At 65.9% G+C, this 24,061-nt stretch carries 20 protein-coding genes; 6 read left to right on the top strand and 14 right to left on the bottom strand.

Annotated features, from left to right (window positions below; all coding sequences use genetic code 11):
• Positions 1-123: 123 nt before the first annotated feature.
• Together OXM57_05360 and OXM57_05355 are read left to right on the top strand one after the other, a co-directional pair.
• Positions 124-390 carry a hypothetical protein gene (locus tag OXM57_05360; GenBank protein MDE0352097.1) on the top strand — a complete coding sequence of 89 codons (267 nt, stop codon included), beginning with the start codon at positions 124-126 and terminating at the stop codon, positions 388-390.
• Positions 391-863: 473 nt separating this feature from the next.
• Positions 864-1,274 (top strand): retroviral-like aspartic protease family protein, encoded by a 411-nt coding sequence (locus OXM57_05355; protein ID MDE0352096.1) that lies wholly within the window; start codon positions 864-866, stop codon positions 1,272-1,274.
• 370 nt (positions 1,275-1,644) lie between these two features.
• Here OXM57_05355 and OXM57_05350 read toward each other — a convergent pair whose 3' ends face one another.
• The 3 genes from OXM57_05350 to OXM57_05340 all read right to left on the bottom strand — a co-directional run bounded on the left by OXM57_05350 (position 1,645) and on the right by OXM57_05340 (position 5,419).
• The gene (locus OXM57_05350; GenBank protein ID MDE0352095.1) at positions 1,645-1,833 is read right to left on the bottom strand and encodes a hypothetical protein; all 189 of its coding nucleotides are present in this window, start codon (positions 1,831-1,833) and stop codon (positions 1,645-1,647) included.
• A gap of 99 nt (positions 1,834-1,932) precedes the next feature.
• Entirely contained in the window at positions 1,933-2,931 is a 999-nt protein-coding gene (locus tag OXM57_05345; GenBank protein MDE0352094.1) for an IS1595 family transposase, read from the bottom strand.
• A 901-nt stretch (positions 2,932-3,832) separates the two neighbouring features.
• Complete coding sequence (locus tag OXM57_05340; protein ID MDE0352093.1) at positions 3,833-5,419, bottom strand: D-aminoacylase; 1,587 nt, start codon at positions 5,417-5,419, stop codon at positions 3,833-3,835.
• Between OXM57_05340 and OXM57_05335 the strand changes: the two genes are divergently transcribed.
• The 3 genes from OXM57_05335 to OXM57_05325 are packed head-to-tail and all read left to right on the top strand — an operon-like array spanning position 5,418 to position 8,926.
• Positions 5,418-7,025, top strand: a complete 1,608-nt coding sequence (locus OXM57_05335) for a thiamine pyrophosphate-binding protein (protein MDE0352092.1) — start codon at positions 5,418-5,420, stop codon at positions 7,023-7,025. The two genes, OXM57_05340 and OXM57_05335, sit on opposite strands and share 2 nt — an antisense overlap.
• Entirely contained in the window at positions 7,016-8,179 is a 1,164-nt protein-coding gene (locus OXM57_05330; protein ID MDE0352091.1) for an aminotransferase class V-fold PLP-dependent enzyme, read from the top strand. Before OXM57_05335 ends, OXM57_05330 begins: the two co-directional genes overlap by 10 nt.
• A 3-nt stretch (positions 8,180-8,182) precedes the next feature.
• Positions 8,183-8,926 (top strand): SDR family NAD(P)-dependent oxidoreductase, encoded by a 744-nt coding sequence (locus OXM57_05325; GenBank protein ID MDE0352090.1) that lies wholly within the window; start codon positions 8,183-8,185, stop codon positions 8,924-8,926.
• Here OXM57_05325 and OXM57_05320 read toward each other — a convergent pair.
• The 8 genes from OXM57_05320 to OXM57_05285 all read right to left on the bottom strand — a co-directional run bounded on the left by OXM57_05320 (position 8,923) and on the right by OXM57_05285 (position 19,065).
• Positions 8,923-10,035, bottom strand: coding sequence for an ATP-binding cassette domain-containing protein (locus OXM57_05320; GenBank protein ID MDE0352089.1), 1,113 nt, complete (start codon positions 10,033-10,035; stop codon positions 8,923-8,925). The genes OXM57_05325 and OXM57_05320 overlap by 4 nt on opposite strands.
• The gene (locus OXM57_05315) at positions 10,032-11,153 is read right to left on the bottom strand and encodes an ABC transporter ATP-binding protein (protein MDE0352088.1); all 1,122 of its coding nucleotides are present in this window, start codon (positions 11,151-11,153) and stop codon (positions 10,032-10,034) included. The genes OXM57_05320 and OXM57_05315 overlap by 4 nt, the downstream gene beginning before the upstream one ends.
• Positions 11,134-12,006, bottom strand: coding sequence for an ABC transporter permease (locus tag OXM57_05310; GenBank protein ID MDE0352087.1), 873 nt, complete (start codon positions 12,004-12,006; stop codon positions 11,134-11,136). The genes OXM57_05315 and OXM57_05310 overlap by 20 nt, the downstream gene beginning before the upstream one ends.
• Positions 12,007-12,008: 2 nt before the next feature.
• On the bottom strand, positions 12,009-13,046 hold the full coding sequence (locus OXM57_05305) for an ABC transporter permease (protein MDE0352086.1): 1,038 nt from the start codon (positions 13,044-13,046) through the stop codon (positions 12,009-12,011).
• Between the two features lie 104 nt (positions 13,047-13,150).
• Positions 13,151-14,929: an ABC transporter substrate-binding protein gene (locus OXM57_05300; GenBank protein MDE0352085.1), complete on the bottom strand. Its 1,779-nt coding sequence runs from the start codon at positions 14,927-14,929 to the stop codon at positions 13,151-13,153.
• Between the two features lie 248 nt (positions 14,930-15,177).
• Positions 15,178-17,136 carry a PPC domain-containing protein gene (locus OXM57_05295; GenBank protein ID MDE0352084.1) on the bottom strand — a complete coding sequence of 653 codons (1,959 nt, stop codon included), beginning with the start codon at positions 17,134-17,136 and terminating at the stop codon, positions 15,178-15,180.
• 317 nt (positions 17,137-17,453) lie between these two features.
• Entirely contained in the window at positions 17,454-18,380 is a 927-nt protein-coding gene (locus OXM57_05290) for a hypothetical protein (protein ID MDE0352083.1), read from the bottom strand.
• A gap of 88 nt (positions 18,381-18,468) precedes the next feature.
• Positions 18,469-19,065, bottom strand: a complete 597-nt coding sequence (locus OXM57_05285; GenBank protein MDE0352082.1) for a hypothetical protein — start codon at positions 19,063-19,065, stop codon at positions 18,469-18,471.
• Between the two features lie 82 nt (positions 19,066-19,147).
• Between OXM57_05285 and OXM57_05280 the strand changes: the two genes are divergently transcribed.
• Positions 19,148-19,918 (top strand): glucose 1-dehydrogenase, encoded by a 771-nt coding sequence (locus OXM57_05280; GenBank protein ID MDE0352081.1) that lies wholly within the window; start codon positions 19,148-19,150, stop codon positions 19,916-19,918.
• Positions 19,919-19,967: 49 nt separating this feature from the next.
• On the opposite strand, the gene OXM57_05275 is transcribed toward OXM57_05280, so the two are convergent.
• From OXM57_05275 to OXM57_05265, 3 genes are read right to left on the bottom strand one after another with little or no spacing between them, the layout of a single operon-like run.
• Positions 19,968-21,326, bottom strand: a complete 1,359-nt coding sequence (locus tag OXM57_05275) for an aspartate aminotransferase family protein (GenBank protein ID MDE0352080.1) — start codon at positions 21,324-21,326, stop codon at positions 19,968-19,970.
• Between the two features lie 52 nt (positions 21,327-21,378).
• On the bottom strand, positions 21,379-22,983 hold the full coding sequence (locus OXM57_05270) for a thiamine pyrophosphate-binding protein (protein MDE0352079.1): 1,605 nt from the start codon (positions 22,981-22,983) through the stop codon (positions 21,379-21,381).
• Positions 22,983-23,957, bottom strand: a complete 975-nt coding sequence (locus tag OXM57_05265) for a hypothetical protein (protein ID MDE0352078.1) — start codon at positions 23,955-23,957, stop codon at positions 22,983-22,985. Before OXM57_05265 ends, OXM57_05270 begins: the two co-directional genes overlap by 1 nt.
• Positions 23,958-24,061: the final 104 nt, after the last annotated feature.

Raw genomic sequence — 24,061 nt, 5'->3', positions numbered from 1 at the left:
ACAGGGTGGGGAAATTCACTGATCGAGACCGGGGAATCTCGACGATCGTCAACACCACGCACGACTACAACAAGGGACGTGTCCGCTTGGTGTGTAGCAGAAGCCTATGACACTGCCGATCTCATGTTCGAACTCGAAGCGCAAACCCAATACATGCTGCTCCTGTTGCTCGAAGGCTGGGAGGCAGCACAAGCGGACTACCTGGTCTACGTGAGCAACATGGACGTGACCCTGCTGAAGGCGGAGAACTGGATAGACGAGTGCGGGCATCTCGCGCCCGAGGACATGTTGGATCAGGTCGTGTCGCCTGTGGCCGACCTGAGGCGGTCTAGGGCCGAGCTTGCGACAGTTTGTGAGGAGGACGCACCGGCGTGGTTCGACTGCGGATGAACTCGACTGGCTACGGAGCGGCCCGCGAGTAGTATCTGTATCATTCGGCACCAGGGAAGGGGAGAAGGCGACATGGACACGCGCCAGAAACACACCCGCAAGACCACCAAACGCGCGAAACGGCGTCTTGAGCAGGTACGGGAACCGCGGAGCCCACAGGACCTCGCCCGCGCCATGTTCATTCAAGCCGATCAGACGGAGAAGTTCCTTGGGCCTAGAGGGGAAGCTTAGAATGGCAGCTCAGCAAGCAGCCCAGGCGGAAGTGGACCGCAACTATGAGGCTTTCAAAGCTTTGCTCCCCAGCCTGAATGCGACTCACGCTAACAAGTGGGCGCTCCTTCACGACGGCACCCTCACCGCCGTGTTTGACACTGTGCGGGATGCTCATCTGGCTGGGGTCAAGCTCTATCCAGAGACCTGTTTCTCGGTACAGGAGATCACCGCTCGTCCTGTGGATCTAGGGTGGTTCTCCCATGCCGTGTCTTAGCGGCGAGTACGACCCGACCGTAGGTATCCTGCTCCAAGTGGCTGTCCTACCTGGCGGGACGTTCGAGCAGCAGTCGGAAGGTGAAGCCAGAGTGTTCTCAGGCCTCGTCGACACCGGCGCCGACGTGACCTGCATCTCTAACAAGGTTGCGGACTTCCTAGACTTGCAGTCAACCGGCAAGGTACCAATGGTAGGAGCTACCGGTTCCGACGCCGTTAACCAATACCTCGTTGATCTCTTGCTGCAGTTCGGAACACAGCACATCGGAATCCCGGACCACCGGGCGGCTTCCTTTGAGGCTGGCTCCCCTCATTACGACGTGCTGATCGGTCGAGACATCCTCTGTAAGGGGGTACTAACGATGGACTTCGCGGGCCGCTTCACCTTCTCCGTCTGAACCTAAACCCTTCAAATCATCTGGGGATCGCCGCTAAAGGGGGTCGGTGTCCGCACGCTTGTTCGCCCGCCGAGGCCCTAGTCGCCTCCTAGATCGACGGTTTCCATAGGTAATCCTTTGGCAACCCCGAACGTATCTCGTGTGATCTCTACCGTGAACGACTGTGTGTAGATGGCCAGGGCAAGACCTTGACGGTACGCCAACCACTCTTGTATCTCTCGAACAGCGAGTGTGACCGATTTTGGGTGCTCTCTAGCATTCCAGTCGCCGTCGTAGATGCCAGCTAGATGATGAAGGTGGCCAAACACATAGGTCGCTCGGCTTGCTATGTCAAAGGGGATTTCAGGGAGATTCGAAGGGTCCTCGCGGTTCACGAAGTAGCAACCATGACGCGCGGCGTAATCTCATGTTCCGTGATCTCGCGGGCAGCTTCTAGAACAGAGGCAGGTACCTTCTCTAGTGAGAGCTGTCGCCCGTTCTCCTGAGCCTCAACTAGTAGTGGACAGATCATGGAGCTTACGAACTCCATGAGAATGCCGATCTCGCTCTGCGGGGACATCCTGACTCTCCTCTCCCGCCCGGCGTGTGTACGAGACTATACAGGCTGTGCATGCATATCCAAACGGGAGAATCCTTTCTGGCCAGGGTTTTCGCGACTTCAGGAGGCTGGTCGTGGTCCGCACACCTGTTCGCCTGCGATGAGGTCCCGGTACATGAGCCGCTTCCCTTCCATGCCCTTCGCGAGCGCGGCCATCTGATCCAACGTGTCGAAGTTCCGCACGTTGTGGCGGGCGGCGAACTCGGCAACGTAGCGGCGTAGGTGCTTGAAGCTCATCTTGTGGTAGGTGCCGTAGTAGCCCCGCTTGAGCATGGACCAGAACGACTCCATGCCGTTGGTGTGAACCTCACCCCGCACGTACTCACCGACCGTGTGCTTCACCGCTTCGTGGTCAAGGTCGCGGCCTTCGCCTACTCCGTGGTAGGCGTCGGCACCGTCGGTGAACACTCGTGATCCGGCCTGTACGTGATCGTGGATGAACCCGTGAAGCGTGGCCCGTGTCGTGTCGTCTACGACGGCAGCAGTGACCCGCCCGTCGCGTGACCGACCGCCAACTACCACAGCCTTACCCACAGCGCCCCGCCCGGCGTTCAGACGCTTCGACTGGTGCTTATTCTTCTCTTTGCCGCCGATGTAGGTCTCGTCAACCTCCACCGTGCCATCCAGCACCACGTCGGCAGCGTCCACCCAGGCTTCCCGGATACGCCCGAGCATGAACCAGGCGGTCTTCTGAGTCACGTCCAGGTCGCGGTGTAGTTTCATGCTGGACACGCCTTTGAGGTTCGTTGAGCACAGGTACAGGGCGATAACCCACTTGCGGATCGGCAAGCGGGAAGATTCCATGACCGTTCCGGTACGAACGGAGAAGTACTTGCGGCAGGCGCCGCATCGGTAGGGCATAGGCTTGCCGGAGGTAACCGGCGATACCTCACCGACAGTTCCGCACCGTGGGCACGCGTCTACGCCGTTGGGCCAGCGGATCGACTCGAACCAGTCACGGGCAGCCTGCTCGGTGGGGAACATGTCGAACAGTTCGAGAACCGAGATGCCCTTCCGGTCTGCCCGTCCGGGTGCGCTCTGTGTGGTCTTGGTTGTCATCGTCCGCCGTCCTGGTCTGCTGTATGCTGTTATCTAAGCAGAATCCAAAGGCTTTGTCAAGTTAGGTATATAATCCCCAAAATTATAGCCACTTCGTGCCGTATCCGGCATCCGTACGCCTTGGGTGGTAACGCTGGGATATCGCTGGCGGACAGCCATTCACCGTATCGGCCTACATGGTGACCATGCGGGGGATGGAGGAGCGAATTTGGCGTTACCGCACAGGGGCCATCCTCTTGCCTTCATTGCCCTTGCGTCAGAGTCAGGAGCCACTCGTTGGCAGCTTTTCGCGAGCGCAGGTGGACCAGGTCCAGGTGAGCATGGTCTGGATGGGCCAAGGCCGCTGGTATCGAACGGCGTCGCCGCCAGTGGGTCTGTAATGCCCAGAGGAATAACGACTGGCGGCTGAGAAAGTGCCGCCATATCTGTTCCCTATTGCCGTGCCATAGCTCTTCCCGAAGGACTCCACGACGCATAGTCCTCCAAAACAACCTCCACAGGACCACGCGTATCGGGTAGTCCAGCCATATCAACACGGTTGCGTTGGGCCAAACTACATCCCGTGCGAGGCTGTAGTTTCCGTCTCCGACCCACCTGTCGCCCTGCAGCTGTTGCCGTAACCGTTCTCTGAAGACATCGTCCGGTGTCTCCGTCCAATCCGGCCCATGGCGAATGGCGTCGAACTCGATGTGATCCATGCCGAGCACTTGAGCAATCGTCTTTGCCATCGTTGTCTTGCCCGCGCCCGTAGTACCGACCAGGACAAGGCGGTCGTTATTCCGAGGAAGGCTTTCAGCGTCAGAGCCTTGCGAGTCAATCATCTTTGGACAGTCGATGTGCTACCTGTGAGATCCGGCTGTGCCAGTTCGATGCGGACTTGCGGCGGAGCCGGGCCATCCGGTTAGCCGTTCTTACGGGCGATCTGGCCCCGGCGTTCTCCGGTAGGTCCGTTCGGGTCTACCGCGACCGCGCCGCCGACGATTATCCAGTCGATCCCGGAGGGTGAGAGCTCGGGCTGGTCGTAGGTCGCCCGGTCGATCACGCTGTCGGGGTCGAAGGCAACCAGGTCGGCTCGCTGTCCCGGTGCGATCTCACCTCGGTCGTCCAGCCCGACCCGCCGTGCTGCCCGGAACGAGAGCCGGGCGATGGCTTCGCGTACTGTGACGACGCCATCCCTGATGGCGTAACCGCCCAGGAACCGGGGTGCGGTGCCCCACAGCCTCGGGTGGGGGGTGGCGGCGAAGACCGCGTCGCTACCCACCAGCATGGCCGGGTGCCGGGCGATGGCCTTGACGACGGATTCGTCGGCGTAATGGAGGATGACCAGAGCGCTCATCCGAGTTTCCAGCAAGAGGTCGATGACCACCCGTTCGGGCTCGACCCGTCGGGCGGAGGCGATCTCGGCAAGCGTGCGCCCCATTGCGTCGCCGGGACCGTCGGGCCCGCAGTCGATCACGACGATTCCCTCCGGGCCGCACTGGTAGTAGAAGCTCTCCGGGCCCGCGTCCGGGTCTCCGAGCGCCTCGAGCAGACGGTCCACCGTCGGGCCGTCCCGCAGCCGAGCTGTCATCTGCTTGACGCCCCCGTCATGTGCCCACGGGGGTAGCAGGGCAGACAGCAGGGTCACACCGGCGCCGTACGGGTACTGGTCGAAGGTGATGTCGACCCCGTCCGCCGGCGCCCTGTCGATCATTTCGACCAGCGGCTCCAGCTTCCAGGTGTTGCGATGCCCCAGCACCTTCAGGTGGGAGAGGTGAAGGGGCGCGCCACTCCGCCGTGACACGTCGATCATCTCCTCGACCGCCTCCAGCAGGTTGTGGCTCTCGCCCCGCATGTGGACGGATGTCAGCCCGCCGAACCGGCCCGCCTCGGTGGCGACGGCCACGACCTCGTCGCGGTCCGCGTACGCGCCCGGCGTGTACACGAGGCCGAAAGAGATTCCCCACGCGCCCGCCTCCATGCCGTCCGCCACCTGGCGCCGCATGGCACGCAGCTCGTCGGCGCCGGGTGCCCGCTGGGCACCCCCCAACACGGCGTCACGCACGGCACCATGAGGCACGAACGGGCACAGGGTGATGGCGGGACGCGTACCGTCCAGGGCGTCCAGGTACTGGCCGATGGATCGCCAGGGCCACTCGGCAGGGCCTCGACCTTCCGACAGAGCCAGCTGTGTCATCCGATCGGCCAGACCCTTGTCCGTTACGGGCGCCGGACCCATCCCGTCAGGGTTGATCAGCTCCGTCGTGAAGCCCTGGAGAAGCTTCGGCGTGAGGATCGGATCCTCGAAGGTACGCAGAGCGCTGTGGGCGTGCATGTCCACGAACCCGGGCGCCAGGGACAGTCCCCCGAGGTCGATGGTCCGGGCCGCTTCGTGCTGGAGGCCTGGTCCCACCGCTACCATGACGCCGTTGTCGATTGCGACATCTCCCGGCCGGGGCTCGGCGTCGCCGGGGTAGATCATCGCATTTCGCAGGAGAAGGTCGACCATGCACCGAGCCTACCCCGGGGAGAGGTCCGCGATTACCGGCGCCGATGCACTGATCGAATCGCTCCGGGTGAACGGTGTCCGGCACGTCTTCGGCATTCCGAGCACCCACACGCTCGAGATCTACCGCGCGCTGGGCAGCGCAACCGACATCGCGCACATCACCACCACCCATGAGCAGGGGGCAGCCTTCATGGCGGATGGTTACGCCCGGGTGACCGGCCGCCCGGGGGTTTGCATCGTTACCACCGGGCCGGGCGTTACGAATGCGGCAACCGCGATCGCCGAGGCCTACTCCGACTCCGTTCCGGTGCTCTGCATCACCGCCCACATCCCCAGCGAGGACATCGGGCGCGGCAGGGGTCACTCGCACGAACTCCGTTCCCAGGAGAGCGTCCTGGAGGGCATCACCGACCGGCCTCGGCTCGTGCTCTCGCCTGACGAGGTGGCGCAGGCCGTGCACGACGCGTTCCGGCGTTTCAGGACCGAGCGGCCCCGACCCGTGTGCCTGGCCATTCCCGTAGACGTGCAGGAGGCGGCGACCTCCGCCCCGATTCCGGCCGCACCCGCCGAGGATCCACCCGCTCCGGACGGGCAAGCGGTTATGAGGGCCTCCCGACTGCTCGGTTCGGCCGCGGCGCCCGCCATCGTGGCGGGGGGCGGCGCTCAAGGTGCGGTCGAGGAGGTGCTGGCGATCGCCGAGCGCCTTGACGCGCCCATCGCGACCACGCTCAACGGGAAGGGGGTGGTCCCGGGCGGCCATCCTTTGGAGGCTTCGCTGGTTGTCTACAGCTCGGTGGCGCGTTTCCTCGAAGGGTGTGACGTAGTGCTGGCCGTGGGTACGGAGTTGAGCCCGGCGGACTTCTGGCTGGGCCCGCTGCAACTGGGTGGCAAGCTGGTACAGGTCGACATCGACCCGGACCAGGTCGGCCGCAACCACCCGGTGGACGCGGCGGTGGTGGGGGAGGCCGGGACGGCGTTGGCGATGATGCTCGACTCCGTGGCGGGTTCGAGCCCCCGGGTGGGTGCTTCCCGTGCGGCCCATGTCCGCGACGCGGCCGAGAAGGAGGCGTTGGTCATGGGCCGGACCTACCTTCCCTGGATCCGAGCCCTGCGGACGGCTATGCCCGAGGAGTCCTCCCTCGCCCTGGACGTGGCGATGGTGGCCGGATTCGGCGCCTTCCCCTTCTACGACCTCCCCGGACCGCGGACATGGATGAACCCGTCCGGTCTGGCCACTCTGGGATACGCGCTGCCCGCCGCGATCGGCGCCAAGATCGCCCGGCCCGACAGAGCGGTGGCCGCGCTGGTCGGGGACGGCGGGTTCATGTTCACCATGTCCGAGCTGATGGTGGCTGCCCAGCACCGGCTGACGCTTCCGGTGGTCGTCTGGAACGACCGGGCCTTCGGTGAGATAAGCCGCCTGATGCGGGAACGAGGGTTCGAGCCGTTCGCCACCGACCTGCTCGTACCGGACCTGGCAACCCTGGCCTCCGCCTACGGCGCGGCATGGGCGCGCGCGGACGAGCCCCCCGATCTGGCGGACGCAGTGGAGGTTGCCCTGGCAACCGACGGTCCGACCCTGATCGAGGTGCCCGCATGGTCCTGACGGAGCGGTACCGGTCTCTCTTCCCGATCACCGAGACCCGCGCCTACCTCTTCGCCGGGGGTCTTGCCCCGGCTGCGATCCCGGTCAAGGCGGCCCTCGACCGGTGGTCCGATCGATGGATGTTCGATCCGGCGTATCACAGGGCGCGTTACTTCGACGAGTGGGAGATCCTCAAGGCCCGGCTGGCGACGGTGCTGGGTGCTGATCCCGGTGAGATAGCCATCGTCGACAATACCTCTCGAGGGTCCAACCTGGCGGTCCAGATGATCGAACCGCCGCCCGGTGCCAACATCGTCACGGACCCGACCTCCCATCCGAGCGCCGTCTGGCCCTGGCTGCTGCCGAACCGCCGCCCGGTCGAGGTCCGCTCGGTTCCCGACGGACCGTCCTCCACCCGGATGACAGAGATCGAAAACCTCGTGGACGAGAACACCATCGCGGTGCTCGTCTCTCACGTGGCCCCCCGTACCGGCTTCCGCCACGACCTCCGCAAGCTGGCCGAACTCACCCGCAGTTGTGGCGGCTACCTCATCGTCGACGCCGCCCAGTCGGCGGGCGCCGTTCCCATCGATGCCACGGATGCCGGTGTCGACTTCATCAGCGGCACGCTGATGAAGTGGTTGCTCGGTCCGCCCGGGCTGGGATACCTCTACGCGCGCCGGGAGCACCTCGAGTCTCTGGCGCCGCCCCACGTCGGCTACGTGGGTACCTACCAGGACGGCGGGCCGGACGAGCCTGCCAACCTCTCGTACCGGCCCGGTGCGGTGCGCCACGAGATCGGACTCGCGGATCTGCCGGGCATCACGGCCGCGCGCAGAGGATTGGACATCATCATCGAGGCGGGCATACCGGACATCGAACGGCATGTTCTGGAACTGACCGGGCAGATGATCGATGGGCTGACCGAACGGGGAATCCATGTGCTGACCCCGGCGAGCCGGACCGAGCGGGGCGGGGTGGTGTCCTTCCACTTCGACGGGGCAGTGCCGTTGTGCCGCCATCTGCGGAGGCTGGGCGTGGATGTGTGGGGATACCCCGAGGACGACCGGGTCCGGGCCGATCCCCATCTCTACAACACTCCCGGCGACGTGGACCGTCTTCTCGGTGGAATCGACGCGTACCGGCGCGGTTCTACCCGGGCGTCGGCGGGGTAGAGCGTGGATCTGGACGGGCAGGTGGCGCTGGTGACCGGCGGGGGCACCGGTCTCGGTCGAGCGACGTCCCTCGCGCTGGACAGGGCCGGTGTCTCGGTAGCCGTCAACTACTCGAGGTCGCGTCCAGAGGCGGAGCGGGTAGCCCGGCAGATCAGCGACCGCGGAGGGACCGCCGTAGCAGTCCGGGCCGATATCACCGACGGTTCGGCGGTCTCTTCGATGGTGGCGTCGGTCGAGGAGGAGTTGGGACCGGTGAGCATCCTCGTCAACAACGCGGGCACCACCCGCTACGTTGCCTTCCCCGACCTGGGGGCGGTTACCGCGGAGGAGTGGCGGCGGATCATGGATGTCAACGTCACGGGTGCGTTCCTGTGCTCCCGGGCGGTGGCGCCCGGGATGCGATCCAGGGGTGCGGGCAAGATCATCAACGTGGCCTCCAATTCCGCTTTCACCAGCGCGGGTAGCTCCATCCCCTACGTGGTGTCGAAGGCTGCGCTGGTGTCGCTTACCCGCTGCCTGGCCCGGGCGCTGGCGCCCGAGGTGCAGGTCAACGCCATCGCGCCGGGTTGGATGCTCACCGAATGGATAGACCGCCACGTGCCTCCCGACCGCGCCCGAGAGCTCCGGTCAGGTGCGGTGCCTGTAATACCGGTGGAGGACGTGGTCCGGTCCCTTATGGGGCTGCTGGCCAACGACTCGATCACGGGCGAGGTCGCGGTGGTGGATCGCGGGGAGATGCTCGGCTAGCCGACGTCCGGGGTAGAGCCCTCATCGGGGGAGGAAGCCCTCGAACCGGTGAGAGCTACCAACGTCTCCCTACGTTCGGGTGAGTCCTCCACCGCCTCTGGGAAGTGGCACGCCACCACGCCGGACGCGCCGTGGTCCTGTACCTGCGCCAACGGGGGTGCTTCGGTGGTGCAGATCTCCGGGTTTCCCAGATTTCGCCGGAGCCAGCATCGGGTGTTGAAGCGACAGCCTGCCGGCGGATCGGCCGGGCTGGGTACATCACCCTCCAACACGATACGTTGCCGGGTCGCTTCGGCCTCGGTGTCGGGAATGGGCGCCGAAGACAGGAGTGCCACCGTGTACGGGTGGAGCGGCCGCCGGTAGAGGTCCTCTGTGGGTCGCAGTTCGACGATCTTTCCCAGGTACATGACCGCCACCCGGTCGGTCACCTGCCGAACGAGGGCGAGGTCGTGCGCGATGACCAGGTAGGTCAGGTGGAACTCCTGCTGGAGATCGCTCAGCAGGTTGAGTATCTGGGCGCGAATGCTGACGTCGAGAGCGCTGACGGGCTCGTCGGCGATGATCAGGTCCGGTCGGAGGGCCATGGCCCGGGCGATGGCGATGCGTTGCCGCTGGCCTCCGCTGAAGGCATGCGGGTAACGGCCCGCCGCGTCGGGTGGTAGCCCGACCGTCTCGAGCAGATCGGCGACCCTCTCCCGGCGCTCCGACGGGGTCCCCTGGCGATGGATGACGAGCGGCTCGGCGACTATCCGCTCCACCGTCCGCTTCGGGTTGAGGCTGGAGAACGGGTCCTGGAAGACCGGCTGCATCCGGCGGCGCATCAGCCGCAGTTCTCGACGCGAGACGGTTGACAGGTCGACGCCGTCGAACAGGATGCTTCCCTCCGTCGGGTCCAGGAGTTTGAGGATGGCTCGGGCGGTCGTGGTCTTGCCGCATCCCGACTCACCCACGAGACCAAGGGTTTCACCGCGCCGGACGGTGAACGAAATCCCGTCCACCGCCTTGATGGAGCCACCGGTCTTGGCTGACGATCCGCGCCCTGCCGGAAACCAGACCCTCAGGTCCTGGACCTCGACCAGGGCCGGACTGGCCACCTGCTCGGTGCTCATCGGGCCGGTCCGCGTTCGTCGTCCGCCGGTTCCGGGGGGTTCCAGCAGGCGGTCAGGTGGGGACTCGCCGGCCCGGGAACCTGGTCTCCGTCCCGCTCAAGGATCGACGGCATGTCCCAGCCCCGGGCGGCGGCGCGCCGGGCGGTAGGGATGGTCATCAACGGCGGGTCCTCGTCGGCGCATCGATCGATTCTGGAAGGGCACCTGGGAGCGAAGGGACATCCCCTGACGGGTTGGGTCGGGTCGGGAGGCTGGCCCTCGATCGTCACGAGCCGTTCCTGGCGGACATCGATCCGGGGCAGGGATCTGTGAAGAGCGACCGTATAGGGATGGGACGCTCTCGTGAACACATCGGCGGTGGAGGAGGACTCGACTATGCGCCCCGCGTACATGACCATCACCCGCTGTGTGACGCCGGCCACCACTCCCAGATCGTGGGTGATGAGCAGCATCGTTGTCTCGTGGTCGGAGGTGAGTTCCTGGAGCAATTCCAGGATCTGGGCCTGCACGGTGACATCGAGGGCGGTGGTCGGCTCGTCCGCAATCAGGAGTGCGGGCCGGGGCGCCACCGCCATGGCTATGACGGCGCGCTGCCGCATGCCTCCGGAGAACTGGTGGGGGTAGTCGGAGATGCGCTCCTCCGCGTTGGGAACCCCCACCGTCTCCAGCAGCCGGGCCGCCTGCCGGCGCGCCGCCCTCATCCCGAGTCCCTTGTGCTTGCTCAGTACCTCGGTGAGCTGCTTGCCGATCGTCAGCACCGGGTTCAGGGAGCTGAAGGGGTCCTGGTAGACGATCCCAACCTGGTCACCCCGTACGGCCCTCAGTTCGCGCTCGTTGAGCCGCAACAGATCGACGCCGTCCAGCATCACCGTCCCGGACACATCGGCGTAGTCGGGTAGCAGCCGCACGAGCGCCAGCGCGCCGGCGCTCTTGCCCGATCCGCTCTCGCCGACCAGGCCGACGTGTTCGCCTGCCGCCAGGTCGTACGAGACCCCTCGCACCGCCAGCACCGGCGCTCTTGCTCGGAAGGTGACGTCGAGATCCCTCACCGACAGTATGGGCCGGTCCGGACCCGGAGAGGCTGCCCCCGAGCGGGACTCAGCGACCGGGGTCTTCATGGACCGACCGGGTCACGATACCCCCGGCGAAGTTGATGGCCGATACGAACAGCAGCAGAGCGAGGCCGGGGCTGAGGATGAACCACCAGTGGGTGGGGTACTGGAGGGCCTCGCGGATCATGTACCCCCACTCGGGGGTCGGCGCCGAGACTCCGAGTCCCAGGAAGCCGAGGGTGGATCCTGCCAGGATGGCGTAGCCGATGTCGAGGACGAAGATCGTCTTCATCACCCCGAAGCTGTTGGGCAGGACCGTAAGCAGCAGGTTCCGCATCGGCCCCGCTCCCAATGCCCTGGAGGCGGTAACGAACTCGCGTTCCTTCACCACGATGACCTGGCCGCGGATCAGCCGGGCGTAGACCGGCCACCAGGCTGCCGCGATGGCGATGATCACGTTGCGGATGGTGGGTCCCAGCGCTGCGGAGATGAGCAGGGCCAGCATGATGGAGGGAAACGACAGGAAGATATCTACGATCCGCATCATCACCGCGTCGACCATGCCACCGGCATATCCGGACACCGCGCCGTAGAGGACGCCGACGGCGCCCGCCGTCAGGAGGACGAAGACGCCGATCACCACCGACACGCGACCCCCGTAGAGGATCCGCGCCCACAGGTCACGGCCCAGGTTGTCGGTGCCCAGCCAGTGCTCGGCACTCGAACCGGCCAGGGCCGACGTCAGATCTTGGGCGAGCGGGTCGGGGGCGATGAGGGGCGCGGCGGCGATGGCCGCCACCATCACCACGATCACGCCCAGGCCGTAGAACTCGAGGAAGGTGCGGGGCCGGAGCGACTCCAGGGTCGTGGAGAGGCGGGTGGGCGCTACCGCCTCCTCCAGGCGGCGAAGCCGGCTCAAGGTCACGAACTCATCCCGTCGCGTACCCGCGGGTCGGCCACCGTGTACAGCAGGTCGACCGCCAGGTTGGCCAGTACGTAGGCCAGGCTGATCACCAGCACCACGCCGGAGAGGGCGTTGAGGTCCAGGCGCGTGGCCGCCGTGAAGGCGTACGAGCCGAGTCCGGGCCAGCCCACCACGCGTTCCACCACGATGATCCCGGTGAGCAGCGAACCGAAGGCAAGCCCCGACAGGGTGATCACCGGGATGACGGCGTTGCGAAAAGCATGGCGATAGAGGACCAGGCGGCGGCGCAGGCCCTTGCCGCGAGCGGTGCGGACGTAGTCCGACTCCAAGGCGTCGACCATCTCCGAACGGACCACCCGGGCGAAGTAGAAGCCGATCACCAGACCCAGCACCAGGGCGGGGAACGCCAGGTGGTGCAGGGTGTCGAACAGGGCGTCCCAGCGGCCGGTCAGTATGGAGTCGACGGTGACCATCCCGGTCACGTCCGGAGGCGGGCGCATGAAGATGTCCAGCTGTCCGGGCCCTGCCGCCCACCCCAGCCGCCCGTAGAACACGGTGAATCCCACGATGGCCAGCCAGAAGACCGGTACCGAGATCGCCAGGGTGGAGGCCACCTTGAAGAACTCGTCCCAGACGCCTCCCCGGCGCGCCGCCGCGAACACGCCGAGCGGGATGCCGAACACGAGCGCGACCATCAAGGCCGCCACGACCAACTCGATCGTGGGGGGCACCACGTTGGCGAGGTCGGTGCTGACGGCTCGCGCCGAGTGGCTCGATTCGCCCATGTCACCCTGGAGTAGGTTGGTCAGGTAGATCCAGTAGCGCTCCGGGATCGGCTTGTCCCATCCCCAGCGGGCGTTGAGGGCGTCGATGATGGCCTGTTCAGCCGCGTCGGATTGGGCGGCGCCCCGACCTCCCAGGTAGGCGGCGACCGGGTCGATGGGGATCAGTTGGGACACGAAGAAGGTGATGCAGGTCATGCCCAGCAGCACGAGCGGAGCCAGGGCCAGGCGCCGCAGTACGAACCAGCGCATGTCAACTCCTCCGGGTCATGGCTTCAGTCGTACGAGATGGGGATCGGGGGGCGACCGGCCGGCCGCCCCCCGATGGGGTTGTGCGGTCTCCCGTGAGACCTCGACTACCGGGACCGCCCCATCCGGTATGGCTCAAACCGGTGGACGGCGTGGTAGTAGACGCCGGTCAACGTGTTGACGTGCGGGTACCACTCGGGAATCTCGACCATCAGGTGAGTCGGGTTGGCTTCCAAGCTCAACCGCTCCACGTCGTTCAGCAGGCTCAACCGCTCCGCCGGATCGACCGACGCCAGCGCCGCGTCACCTGCCGCCTTGATCTCGTCATACAGAGGCCAGCCCTCGGCATTGTCGGGCCAGAGCGACCGCTGCCAGTTGATGAATCCGTCCGCGAACGACACCGCCGCCGAGTTCATCGCCGACGGGAAGTCGGGGAACCAGTCGCTCACGTTGATGTCGAGGTCGCCCTTGCGGAAGTCGGTGAAGAACACGCCCACATCGCGGATCTGCACCTCGGTCTTGACACCGATGTCGGCGAAGTCGGCGGCCAGCTTCTGGGCCACGTCACCGAATCCGGGGCAGAAACCGCTCCACTGGAACGTCTGGAGACGGATCGGGTTCTCAGGATCGTCGTAGCCATCGGGATAGCCCGCCTCTGCCAGCAGTTCCTTGGCCTTGTCCAGGTCACGCTCGTAGCCTTCCGTGATGCCTCCCAGGCGCATCGGCGCCAGGCCGTACACCCGATTGGCGGTGTATCCGGGACAGAGTCGCTGGAGGCCGTCGTAGTCGATGGCGTACTTGAGCGCCTTCTGGACCGTCGGGTTGGCCACGAATGCGTTGTTGTTCTCCGCATCGGTCGTGAATATCACGTAGTACCAGTGGTTGGTGTTGGCCTGCAGGATCGTGTAGTCCTCTCCCAACGTAGCGGCCTGGTGCGGGATCACCGTCCATGCCAGGTCGATGTCGCCCCGGGCCAGCGCGTCGATGCGCGACTGGGCTTCGGGGATGTTCACCATGATGATCCGCTCCATGACGGCGGGCGGGCCTCCCCAGTAATCGTCCACGCGGACGATCTCGAGGCGACTGCCCGGTTCGGAGAAGTCGAAGGTGAACGGACCGGATCCGGCGCTGTTCAGGGCCAGCCATTCGCCGGCTGTGTCGGTCTCCGAGGCATCCTCCCCGGCCGCGCCGCCGTTGGCCATCACCAACTCGCTGTTGAGGATGCTGAAAGCGGCGGCGGTGGTCAGGCCCGGGAACTCAGCGTCTGGTGCGGCCAGGTTGACCACGACGGTCTGGGGGTCGGGCGTGTCGACGCTGTCGAGGTTGGCCGCCTGGTAGGACGGCGTGGCGGCTACGTTCTTCAGCCGCATGAACGAGAACGCCACATCGTCAGAGGTGACCGGTGACCCGTCGTGGAAGCGGGCGTTCGGATCCAGCGTGAAGGTCCACTGGGTAGCGTCCGCGTTGGACGACCACTCGGTGGCCAACTCGGGAAGCAGCGTCTGGTAGTCGTAGCCGGTATCGGTCTGCGCCCACTGCGCGAGGTTGTTGTACACGGATCCGAGCACGAGCACGTACAGTTCCTCGAAGGCCCGGGCCGGATCGAACTTGGTGTCGCCATCCATCTTCTTGCCGATCACGACGGTTGCCTCGCGGCCCGTCAGGGGTTCGGCCATCGCCTCGGTGGTGGTCGTGGGAGCGGCGGTCGTCGTGGTGGTCTCACCCGCCGGCGCCGCGGTCGTGGTGGTCGTTCCCACCTCCACCACAGTCGTGGCGGTTGTCTCCGCGGGCGCGGCGGTGGTCGCAGGGGCCGCCGGGGTTGCGGGTGCATCGTCCGCGTCGTCCGTGCCGCAAGCGACGGCGAACACAGCCAGTGTCAATAACACTGCCAGCCATCGGCCTGGTCGGTGTTTGTACATCGTTTTCCCTTCGTCCGGACCCCGGGTAAGAACGTCCACTTGCTCCACCTGACCCCGGAGTGGTCTCAATTTTGATCATACATGGAGGGACCGGCCGGCGTCCGAGATAGTGGGACTCCATTTTCCTTGGTGATGGCGCGCCGTGGTAGGCGAAGACCACCCGACTGATCAGGAGCGATCCGTCGAGACCGGAGCAAGCCCGGAGCGAGACGACGCTACAGGGCGGTGGCGATGGTGAGGGTGTAGGTGCCGGTGCCGGTGCCGGTGCGGAAGCTGCCTACCAGGATGTAGTAGGTGCCTGTGCCGGGTGCGAGCCATACGAGCCGGGAGGCTGTCGATTCGGCGAAGTCGTCGTTGGCGTCCAGCCAGATCCCGTCGGCGTCGAACAGTTCGAGTATGGAGTCTTCGAGGGTTCCGAGGGTCACGTCCAGTTGGTAGGACTCGCCTTCTTCGGCTTCGAAGGTGAAGTAGTCGCTGTCGCCTTCGTAGTCAATAGCGCCATGGGCTGCCACTCCGATCTCCACCGGTGTTGCGTCGGTAGTCGAATCGGGGTGGTCGTCCACGATGTCCGAGACGGCGATGGTGAGGGTGTAGGTGCCGGTGCTGACGTCGAAGCCGGTCACCCGGACGTAGTAGGTGCCGGTGCCGGGTGCGGTCCAATAGAGCCGGGAGGCTGTGGATTCGGGGGAGTCGTCGTTGCCGTCCAGCCAGATGCCGTAGGTGTCGAAGATGTCCAGTACGGAGTCTTCGAGGGTTCCGAGCGTTACGTCCAGTTGGTAGAACACACCTTCTTCGGCTTCGAAGATGAAGTAGTCGCCGTCGCCTTCGTAGTCGATCGCGCCTCGGGCTGTCATTCCGATCTCGACCGGCACTGCGTTGGCTGCCGAATTCGCGTGATCGTCCGTGATGCCTGAGATCGTGAGCGTGTAGGTGCCGGTGCCGGTGTCGAAGCTGGCTACCTGGACATAGTAGGTGCCGGTGGCGGGCGCGTCCCATACGAGCCGCGACGCGGTCGAGTCGCCATAGTCGTCGTTGGCGTCCAGCCAGATGCCGTCTGCGTCGTATAGGTCCAGTACGGAGTCTTCGAGGGTTCCGAGGGTTACGTCCAGTTGGTAGAACTCGCCTTCTTCGGCTTCGAAGATGAAGTAGTCGCTGTCGCCTTCGTCGTCCAACTCGCCTTGGAAGACCACACCGATCCCAAGGGGTGTTGCCTCTTCGATCACCTGGCCCCAAGGAAGGTCACCGGGCTCCGACCACGATAGGTCGGGCACGCACTCCAGCAGCTCGAACAGATACATGGAATCGTCGGCGAAGCCGGTGAAGAGGGTCGACCAATCGAAGTCGGTTACCCACTCCCGGAGGCAGGACGCTTCTTCCTCGCTGAGGTCTTCGAGAGTCAGACCGGTGTCCTCGAGGACGGATGAGATGAACAGGTCGGGGGCGCACGCAAACAGGTCGGGGAGGAAGTCCAGGAGGACCGCGAAGTCGTCTCCGGCGAGGAGGGTTGCCCAGTCGATGCCGGTTGCCCATTCCCGGAGGCAGGTTGCTTCTTCCTCGCTGAGGTCGTCAAGGGTCAGACCGGTGTCCTCGAGCATGGATGAGATGAACAGGTCGGGGGCGCATGCGATCAGGTCGGGGACGAAGTCTCCCAGAAACGAAGGGTCGTCGGTGGAGCTTGCGAGGAGGGTTGCCCAGTCGGTGCCGGCTGCCCATTCCCGGAGGCAGGTTGCTTCTTCCTCGTTGAGGTCTTCGAGGGTCATGCCGGTCTGCTCGAGCATGGAGGAAATGAACAGATCTGGATGACATCTCATGAACGCGGTGGTAACTTCCCCTGCCGCCCCGGCGTCATCAGCCGACAGGGCCACCATCGTTGCAAACACATCGATCCCGGCTACCCATTCATCCAGGCAGGCCTGCGCATCCGCGTCTGCCCGGAATGCACCATCCTTCTCAATCCCTGCGACCAATAAGGCGAGGAACACGGCTCGGGCAGTTTGAGGGGCGAGGCACGAGAACATCGAGATCTCCCAAGCCTCCGGGGTGTCCGACTCCGACATGACCGATCGGTCCAGTACCGACTCCAATAAGTCGGCATCGAAGGTGTCGCGGATGCACTCCTGTTCGGTGGTGGTGAGAGCGTTGAACACCTCTCCCCAATCGGTGTACGCATCCACGCTGACATCGAAATCGGCGGGAGCCTCCGTGGTCTCGGATGGCGCGGTCGTCGTACTGGTGGCAGTGGTGGTCGTTGTCGTGCTGCCGGCAGTTGTTGTCGTGCTGCTTGCGGCGGTGGTGGAAGTTGACTCCTGTGTCGAGTCGCCTCCGCAGCTCGCTAGGACGATTACGGCAACCAAAGCCGCGAGCAGCCCGAGGCAAGGTACACGGATTGGCGACTCCATCGGCACCGACAGGCTACCGGCCCGGTCGCCTACCGGGGCCCTCGCTCGAGAGCGAGAAGAGGCCATGACCTCCGGGAGGGATGCACAAGTTCTCAGTCGGCGCTGTCCACAGCGAGGGCTCGGGCGGGGTTGGTGTGGGTGATCTGGTGGATGGTCTCCTCGTCGAGTCCCTCGTTGCGGAGCATCGGCAGGAAGTTGTCGATGAGGTGCCGGTAGCCGTGGCCGCCGTTGGTCATCAGGCGCGGGCGGGCGGGCATGTCCTGGGCCACCAGCAGCCGGTCCCTGTGACCTCGACGGACCAACTCGGCGAGGAACCGGGCGCGCCGGTGGTCTGCGTTGATCCACTCGATGCCGATCAGGTCGAACTGGATGTAGGCGCCGGTCTGGGCGATGCGCTCCAACTCGTCCATCTCCAGCGTGTTGTCCAGGTGCCCGAAGATGATGCGGTCCGGTGGCACCCCCTCTTCCTGGAGGATCTCGTGGAAGAGCAGAGCCGTGTGCGGCGGGGTGTGGGTGGTGATCGCCAGGCCGGTGGCATGGTGAGCCCGGGCGGCGGCGCGGATGACCCGCTCCTCGACCCCCTGCACCCAGCGCTTGTCGATGCCGATCTCGCCGATGATGCCCGGGCGGATGCCGGTGTCGGCCCAGCCGTTCTCGATCTCGTTGACGATGTATTCGGCGAGCCGGCGGGTGGTCCACTTGTTGACGAACTCGGGGTAGTAGGGCTCCCGGTAGAAGCCGGTTCCCATCACGAGGTGCACGCCGGTGGTCTCGGAGATCCGCCGCATTTCAACCGGCTTCCGGCCTATGTGTTCCAATCCGCAGTCGACCAGAGTGCCCCCGCCCGCGTCCTTGTAGAACCCGACCTCCTCGGTCATCTGGACTTCGTCCGTGATCGGCATGGCCACCCAGCGGTGCCGGGCCCAAGAGATGTCGGCGAAAATGTGGTCGTGCATCTGGGTGTGGCCCAGTTCATCCGGTGAGACCGGCCCTCGCACGGTCATTACCTGCAACGCCATGTCGTCTCCCCGGTCGGTCGATCCCGTCGCTGCTTCGACCCTACCCGAACCGGCACCGGCGGGCTGCGTCGCGGCCCCGACTATCTCCTCAGGGGCAGAGTTGCCATCCGAAGAATTCGGTCAGAACCGCCGACGCCTCCAGGACATCGGCCCGTGCCTCCGCGATCAACTCTGCGTCGCCCGATGCCCATCCTCGGGATCCCTCGTCGAAACCGGCGGCGTATGCCAGGATGCCCTCCCTTATCGACAGCAGCAGATCCACGATCTCCCTTGGTGGAACTCCCATCAGATCGAGCTCCTCGACCAGCCCGAAGAGTCGGCGGCTCGCTTCCATCAGCCCGGTCGCCACCTCCGCGGGGTCGACGTGGTCGGGTGCTGAGTGGAGCAGGTCAGCGGCCTCCTCGACGATGGGCTGTAGCCGGATGAAGACGAGCCGGTCGAGGGCGATGGTGAAGCTGTCACACTCCTCCGCGGCTCCATCCAATACCGGCCCGGCAGAGGCCTGGGTGTTGGTTGCGTGGGTGGTCGCGGCCGAGGCCGTTGGGGGGCTGGGGGCGGTGGTCGCCACGGTGGCCGTCGCGAGCGTGTCCGACGTCTGGACGGTGGTGGGCGAGGGGGCGGCGCGGCAGCTCCCCATCAGGGAGGCAACCACGACGGCGATCGTGCAGAGGGCCCTGGTCTTCACACTGAAGTTCTAGCCTGGGAGGACCGGGGTTGGCGAACCGGAGACAGAATCTGGGGTGGGCAACCGGAAGTGAGGAGAACAGGTGAGGCTCGAAGGCAAGGCGGTGTTCGTGTCCGGAGCTGCCCGGGGCATGGGCGCTACCGAAGCAGTCCTGTTCGCCGGGGAAGGGGCCACAGTCGTGGTCGGTGACATCGAAACCGAGGCGGGGGAGCGAGTAGCGGCCTCCATCTCGTCAAAGGGGGGAACGGCGTCTTTCGTCGCTCTCGACGTGACCCGGGAGGAGAGTTGGCAGCGGGCTGTGGAGGAGACGGTCGATCGCTTCGGGAAACTGGACGTGCTGGTCAACAACGCCGGGACCGGCTACCGGTCCTCCTTCGCGGACACCCCCCTCGAGGAATGGAACCGGGTCAACGATGTCAACCTGACCGGGACCTTCCTCGGAATCCGCGCCGTCCTGCCGGTGATGAAGGGCCAGCGATCCGGGTCGATTATCAACGTGTCGTCGGTTATGGGCATGCTCGGAGCCATCTACCCGGACCTGTCCGAGGCCCAGGCCCCTGCCTATGCGGCCTCGAAGGCAGCGGTCCGCCTCCTCACCAGGACCGCCGCCGCCCAGTACGCCAGGTACGGGATCCGGGTCAATACGGTGGTGCCGGGATTCACGATGACCGAGATGGGTCGCTCGTCCTGGGATGACCCGGAGCGGCGCTCCCTGTTCCTTCCCCACATACCGATGCAGCGCTGGGCGGAACCCGAGGAGATCGCCAGGGCTGTCCTGTTCCTGGCGTCGGATGACAGCTCCTACGTCACCGGCTCCGACCTGGTGGTCGACGGGGGGTACTCGGCGGTCTGAACTCGGGAGCGGTCGGCCCGGCTCGGGACGCGCGAATGGGTGGATCGGCTCAATCCCGCTCGAGCTCGGCGAGCGTGCTCCCGACGGCATGTGTTATGTACTCGGCCTGGGGGATCGTCAGGCATAGGGGAGGGGTGATCCTCATCACGTGGCCGGTGCTGGATATCACGACGCCCCTGCGCAGGAGACCCCGCAGCACCTCGCGGATGAAGTCACCGGATACGGGGGTGCGGGTAGCCCGATCGCGGACCATCTCGACACCGATGGCCAGGCCCAGTCCCCGGACGTCCGCCACGTTGCGACGCTGTGCCAGGCGCTCTCCGAGCGCGTTGACGAGGTGTTCGCCCACGCGGGAGGCGTTGTCCACCAGGCCCTCTTCGAGCAAAGCGGTCAGCGCAGCGAGACCCGATGCGCAGGCGAGCGGGTTGCCGCCGAAGGTGCTGCTGTTGTGGGTGGGTTGCGCACCAGGACCGGCGTCCATGACGTGCCGGGGACCGGCCACGATCCCAAGGGGGAAGCCTCCGCCGATGCCCTTGCCGAGCAGGAGGAGATCGGGCACCACGCCGGAGTGCTGGTAGGCCCAGAGCCGGCCGGTGCGGCCGCCTCCGGTCAGTATCTCGTCGAACATGAGCAGGGCCCCGGTCCGGTCGCAGAAAGCCCTGACGGACTCGAGGAAGGCGGCGGGGACGGGAATCATGCCCCCGGCTCCCTGCATGGGCTCGATGATGACCGCGGCGGGTGGGCCGGCCAGTACCTGCCCCGCCACCCGGTCGAGGTGCCGGGCGCATGCCTCGACCCGTTGGGCTTCGCTCCGGTGCGGCGTTTCCATCGGATCGGGGGCCACCGCATGCACCACGCCCGGCAGGAACGGTCCGAGGCCCTCTCGTCCCGCGCCCGAGGTGAGAGAGAGCGCCCCCAGCGTCCGTCCGTGGTAGCCGTTGTGAAAGGCGATCACCTCGTGGCGTCCCGTGGCCGAGCGGACGGTCCGGAGGGCCGCCTCCACGGCCTCGCTCCCGGAGTTGGCGAGGTGGAAGGCATCGAACCTTTCGGGCAGGGTGCTCCTGAGGAGTTCTGCGAAACGCACCCGGACCTCGGTGGCGAAGTCGTAGAAGTGGGTCAGCAGCCGGGCCTGTTCCCCGAGAGCGGTCGCCACCGCCGGGTGCCCGTGGCCCAGGTTCATCACCACGGTGCCGGCGCACGCATCGAGGAGCCAGTTTCCGTCGGCGTCCCGGATCATGGCGCCGCGTCCTTCCACCACTGCCAGTTCCGACCAGAGCGAACCGGCGGAGTTGCCGGCTGCAAGCAGGCTTTGATCCTGCTGGAAGATCGCCCTGGATCTGGGGCCGGGTACTTCGGTGACGAGCCTGGGTAGCTCCGGGGTACCGGATGGGTTGCCTGTGTGGTTCATCTTGCTTCTCCGGAGTTGTCTGCCGTGTCGTCTGGTGGCGCTATGCCGTTCACTAGTCCCGGCCGTCGACCGGATCGATGCCCAGGTCGGCGATGCCGAGTCGCGCTTCGATGAGGCTTGGCTCGCCGGTTCCTACATGTTTGCTGAGAGCAGCCGCCAACTCATCAGGGGTGTCGGCGCGCGACGCACTCATGCCGAATGCCCGCGCCGCGGCCGTGAAGTCGGGTTGTTCCAGGTCGACGCCGAACCGGCGCCCCTCGCAGTACATGTCCTGGACCTCGGCGATGATCCCGTAGGAGCGGTTGTTGTACACCACCAGGCACACGGGGAGCTCATGCTCCACGGCAGTAGCCAATTCCCCGAGCGTGAACAGAGCTCCGCCGTCTCCCATCACCGCCAGCACGGTCTCGTCCGGTGCGGCGGCCTGCACGCCCAGGGCGGCTCCGTATGCCCATCCGAGGGTCTGGAAGTTCCAAGGGGTCATGAGCCGGCGCTCAGGTCCCAGAGCCACTCCACCGGGGATCCACCGCGAAGCCATCGTCACGTCACCGCAGATCGTCACGCCACGGGACGGCAGCACCCTGTCGATCGGATCGGTCCAGGGATGGGAGGCGGTCACCGGGTCGATCTCCGTCCGGAGGCGGCCGGCGCGGGTCCGGCGCCGGGCCACCGCCTCTCCGAGCGAGGCGAGGAAGGGACCGACGTCGGCTTCGATAGCCAGATCCGGCTCGTAATGCTGTCCGAGGCTGGCGGGATCGATGTCGACGTGGACGAGCGAGCCACCGATGCGGAGCGTCCAATCTGCGGTGGAGGCCCATCCGAAGCTCGTGCCGAGAGCCAGCACCAGGTCAGCCCGTTCCACGATGACCCGGGTGGCGGCATTGTCCATGACTCCGACCCAGCCGCTGTCCCGATCGGCCGACGAGCGGCCGGCGACCGTCGTAACCACCGGCAAACCTGTGCTGTGAAGGAGGCGCGCCAGCTGAGGCTCTGCCCGTCCCCGTAACACCCCGGCGCCGGCCAGAACTACCGGGTCGGTAGCCGCAGCGAGAAGCCCGGCTACCCGATCCACCTCGTCGCCGTTAGCCGTCGGGTAATCCAGCCGGGGCTTCTCTCGCATAGCGGGGCGTGGAGTCTCCGGTGCTTCCAGGGCGGCGCGACTGATCAGCACCACCCCGGGTCGGGGACGCCCCGAACGACACGCTGCCAGGGTCTCCTCCACGGCCGCGAAGATGGATGCGCCGGTGTCTGCCCGCACCACCTTCGCTCCGGTGGCTTCCGCCAGCGCGGCCTGGTCAAGTGCTTCGTGCGGGAGTCCGAGGGGCCGGCCACAGCGGTGGGACGGATTGTGATCGCTGGCGATGACCACCACAGGCGACGAATCCGCGTACGCGGTCTGCAGGCCGGTGACCGTGTTCCCGAGTCCGGGACCCCCGGTGACCACCACCACCCCGGGTTCGCCCGAGCGGCGTGCGTAGCCGTCGGCCATGAAGGCGGCGGCCTGCTCGTTGCGAGCCACTATCGACCTAATGCATCCCTGGCGGCCGATGGCGTCGTAGATCTCCACGGTGTAGCTGGCCGGGATACCGAAGACGGTGGTGACGCCGCCCTCGATCAGGGCCGCGATCGCCGCGTCACCCCCGTTCGGGACCGCCATCAGACCATCGCCAGGACAGAGGCCGGGTTGGTGATCATGCACCGGTCCAGAACATCGGCCGGGACACCCTCTCCGATGGCCAGAGTTCGGAACCCGGTGATGAGATGGGCGAGGCCGGGGCCGCCGTTGACCGTGAGGTGTCGTCTCCTGCATAGGTCGCTGGCCACGATGATCCGATCGGCCAGACCCTCCTCGGCCAGCCGGCGCAACGCTCCGGCGCGCACGCGGTCGGTCGTCATCTGCACCCCGAGCGTCTCGGTGTAGTACTCGTACCCGATGGTGTCGAACTGTGCGTAGGCGCCCCGCCCGACGATGCGGCGGACAAGCTCGAGGTCGGGCTCGGTGTCGTCGAGATGCCCGACGACTATGCGCTCGGGCGCCAACCCTACCGACGTGAGTACGTCGATCTGGTCGAGGGCGTTGCGCCCCAGATACGTGTGAGTGGACACCGCCACCCCGGTCTCGACGGCTGCCAGCGCCGAGCCTCTGAACACGGTTGTCTCCCGTTCGGTCATCGGTCCGGTATAGGTGCCCTGTTCGCCGATGATCCCGGCCCGGATCCCCGTCCCGTCCACACCTTCCGTGATCTCCCCTACCAGTATCTCGGCGATCTGGTCGGCGGTCAGGCCGGCGATGCGGTCGGGATGGAACGGTTCGTGATAGATGCCCGCTCCCATCACGACATGTACGCCGGTTGCTTCCGATGCACGTAGCAGGGCGCCGGGATCTCGTCCCATGCCCATCGGCGTGAGTTCGACCAGGCACGTGCCTTCCGCCCTGGAGAAGTCCCACAACTCCGGCAAGGTGTCCTCGATCGATAGCATGTGATCGCCGTAACGCTCCGCCGTCTCGGTCCAGGCCGGATGCGCCTGCTCCTCCACACCCAGAGACAGGTGGGCGTGGGCGTTCGTCAGACCCCAGTCGCCTGCCGGCACGTCTCCTCGCACCGTCCTGATCAGACCCGGCGAGCGCATGCCGTCAGCCGCTCCGCGGAGATCCGGCGTTCCTGCCGGCTCCGTCGAAGGTCCCGTTCGGCCGGCAAGCAGCGCGCAGCCGCCCGGTCGGGGAAGTAGGCGTC

This window comes from bacterium (assembly GCA_028820935.1).
In the GTDB taxonomy this organism is placed as follows: Bacteria; Actinomycetota; Acidimicrobiia; order Spongiisociales; family Spongiisociaceae; genus Spongiisocius.
This window is presented reverse-complemented; position numbering and strand designations above follow the sequence as displayed.

What these genes read in the sequence shown, in the direction of transcription:
- OXM57_05270 (MDE0352079.1), bottom strand. Translation starts at nt 22,983, where the DNA reads ATGGCGGTCCCGAACGGGGGTGACGCGGCGATCGCGGCCCTGATCGAG.
- OXM57_05360 (MDE0352097.1), top strand. Translation starts at nt 124, where the DNA reads ATGTTCGAACTCGAAGCGCAAACCCAATACATGCTGCTCCTGTTGCTC.
- OXM57_05320 (MDE0352089.1), bottom strand. Translation starts at nt 10,035, where the DNA reads ATGAGCACCGAGCAGGTGGCCAGTCCGGCCCTGGTCGAGGTCCAGGAC.
- OXM57_05265 (MDE0352078.1), bottom strand. Translation starts at nt 23,957, where the DNA reads ATGCGCTCGCCGGGTCTGATCAGGACGGTGCGAGGAGACGTGCCGGCA.
- OXM57_05330 (MDE0352091.1), top strand. Translation starts at nt 7,016, where the DNA reads ATGGTCCTGACGGAGCGGTACCGGTCTCTCTTCCCGATCACCGAGACC.
- OXM57_05275 (MDE0352080.1), bottom strand. Translation starts at nt 21,326, where the DNA reads ATGAACCACACAGGCAACCCATCCGGTACCCCGGAGCTACCCAGGCTC.
- OXM57_05315 (MDE0352088.1), bottom strand. Translation starts at nt 11,153, where the DNA reads ATGAAGACCCCGGTCGCTGAGTCCCGCTCGGGGGCAGCCTCTCCGGGT.
- OXM57_05355 (MDE0352096.1), top strand. Translation starts at nt 864, where the DNA reads ATGCCGTGTCTTAGCGGCGAGTACGACCCGACCGTAGGTATCCTGCTC.
- OXM57_05350 (MDE0352095.1), bottom strand. Translation starts at nt 1,833, where the DNA reads ATGTCCCCGCAGAGCGAGATCGGCATTCTCATGGAGTTCGTAAGCTCC.
- OXM57_05305 (MDE0352086.1), bottom strand. Translation starts at nt 13,046, where the DNA reads ATGCGCTGGTTCGTACTGCGGCGCCTGGCCCTGGCTCCGCTCGTGCTG.
- OXM57_05335 (MDE0352092.1), top strand. Translation starts at nt 5,418, where the DNA reads ATGCACCGAGCCTACCCCGGGGAGAGGTCCGCGATTACCGGCGCCGAT.
- OXM57_05340 (MDE0352093.1), bottom strand. Translation starts at nt 5,419, where the DNA reads ATGGTCGACCTTCTCCTGCGAAATGCGATGATCTACCCCGGCGACGCC.
- OXM57_05345 (MDE0352094.1), bottom strand. Translation starts at nt 2,931, where the DNA reads ATGACAACCAAGACCACACAGAGCGCACCCGGACGGGCAGACCGGAAG.
- OXM57_05290 (MDE0352083.1), bottom strand. Translation starts at nt 18,380, where the DNA reads ATGGCGTTGCAGGTAATGACCGTGCGAGGGCCGGTCTCACCGGATGAA.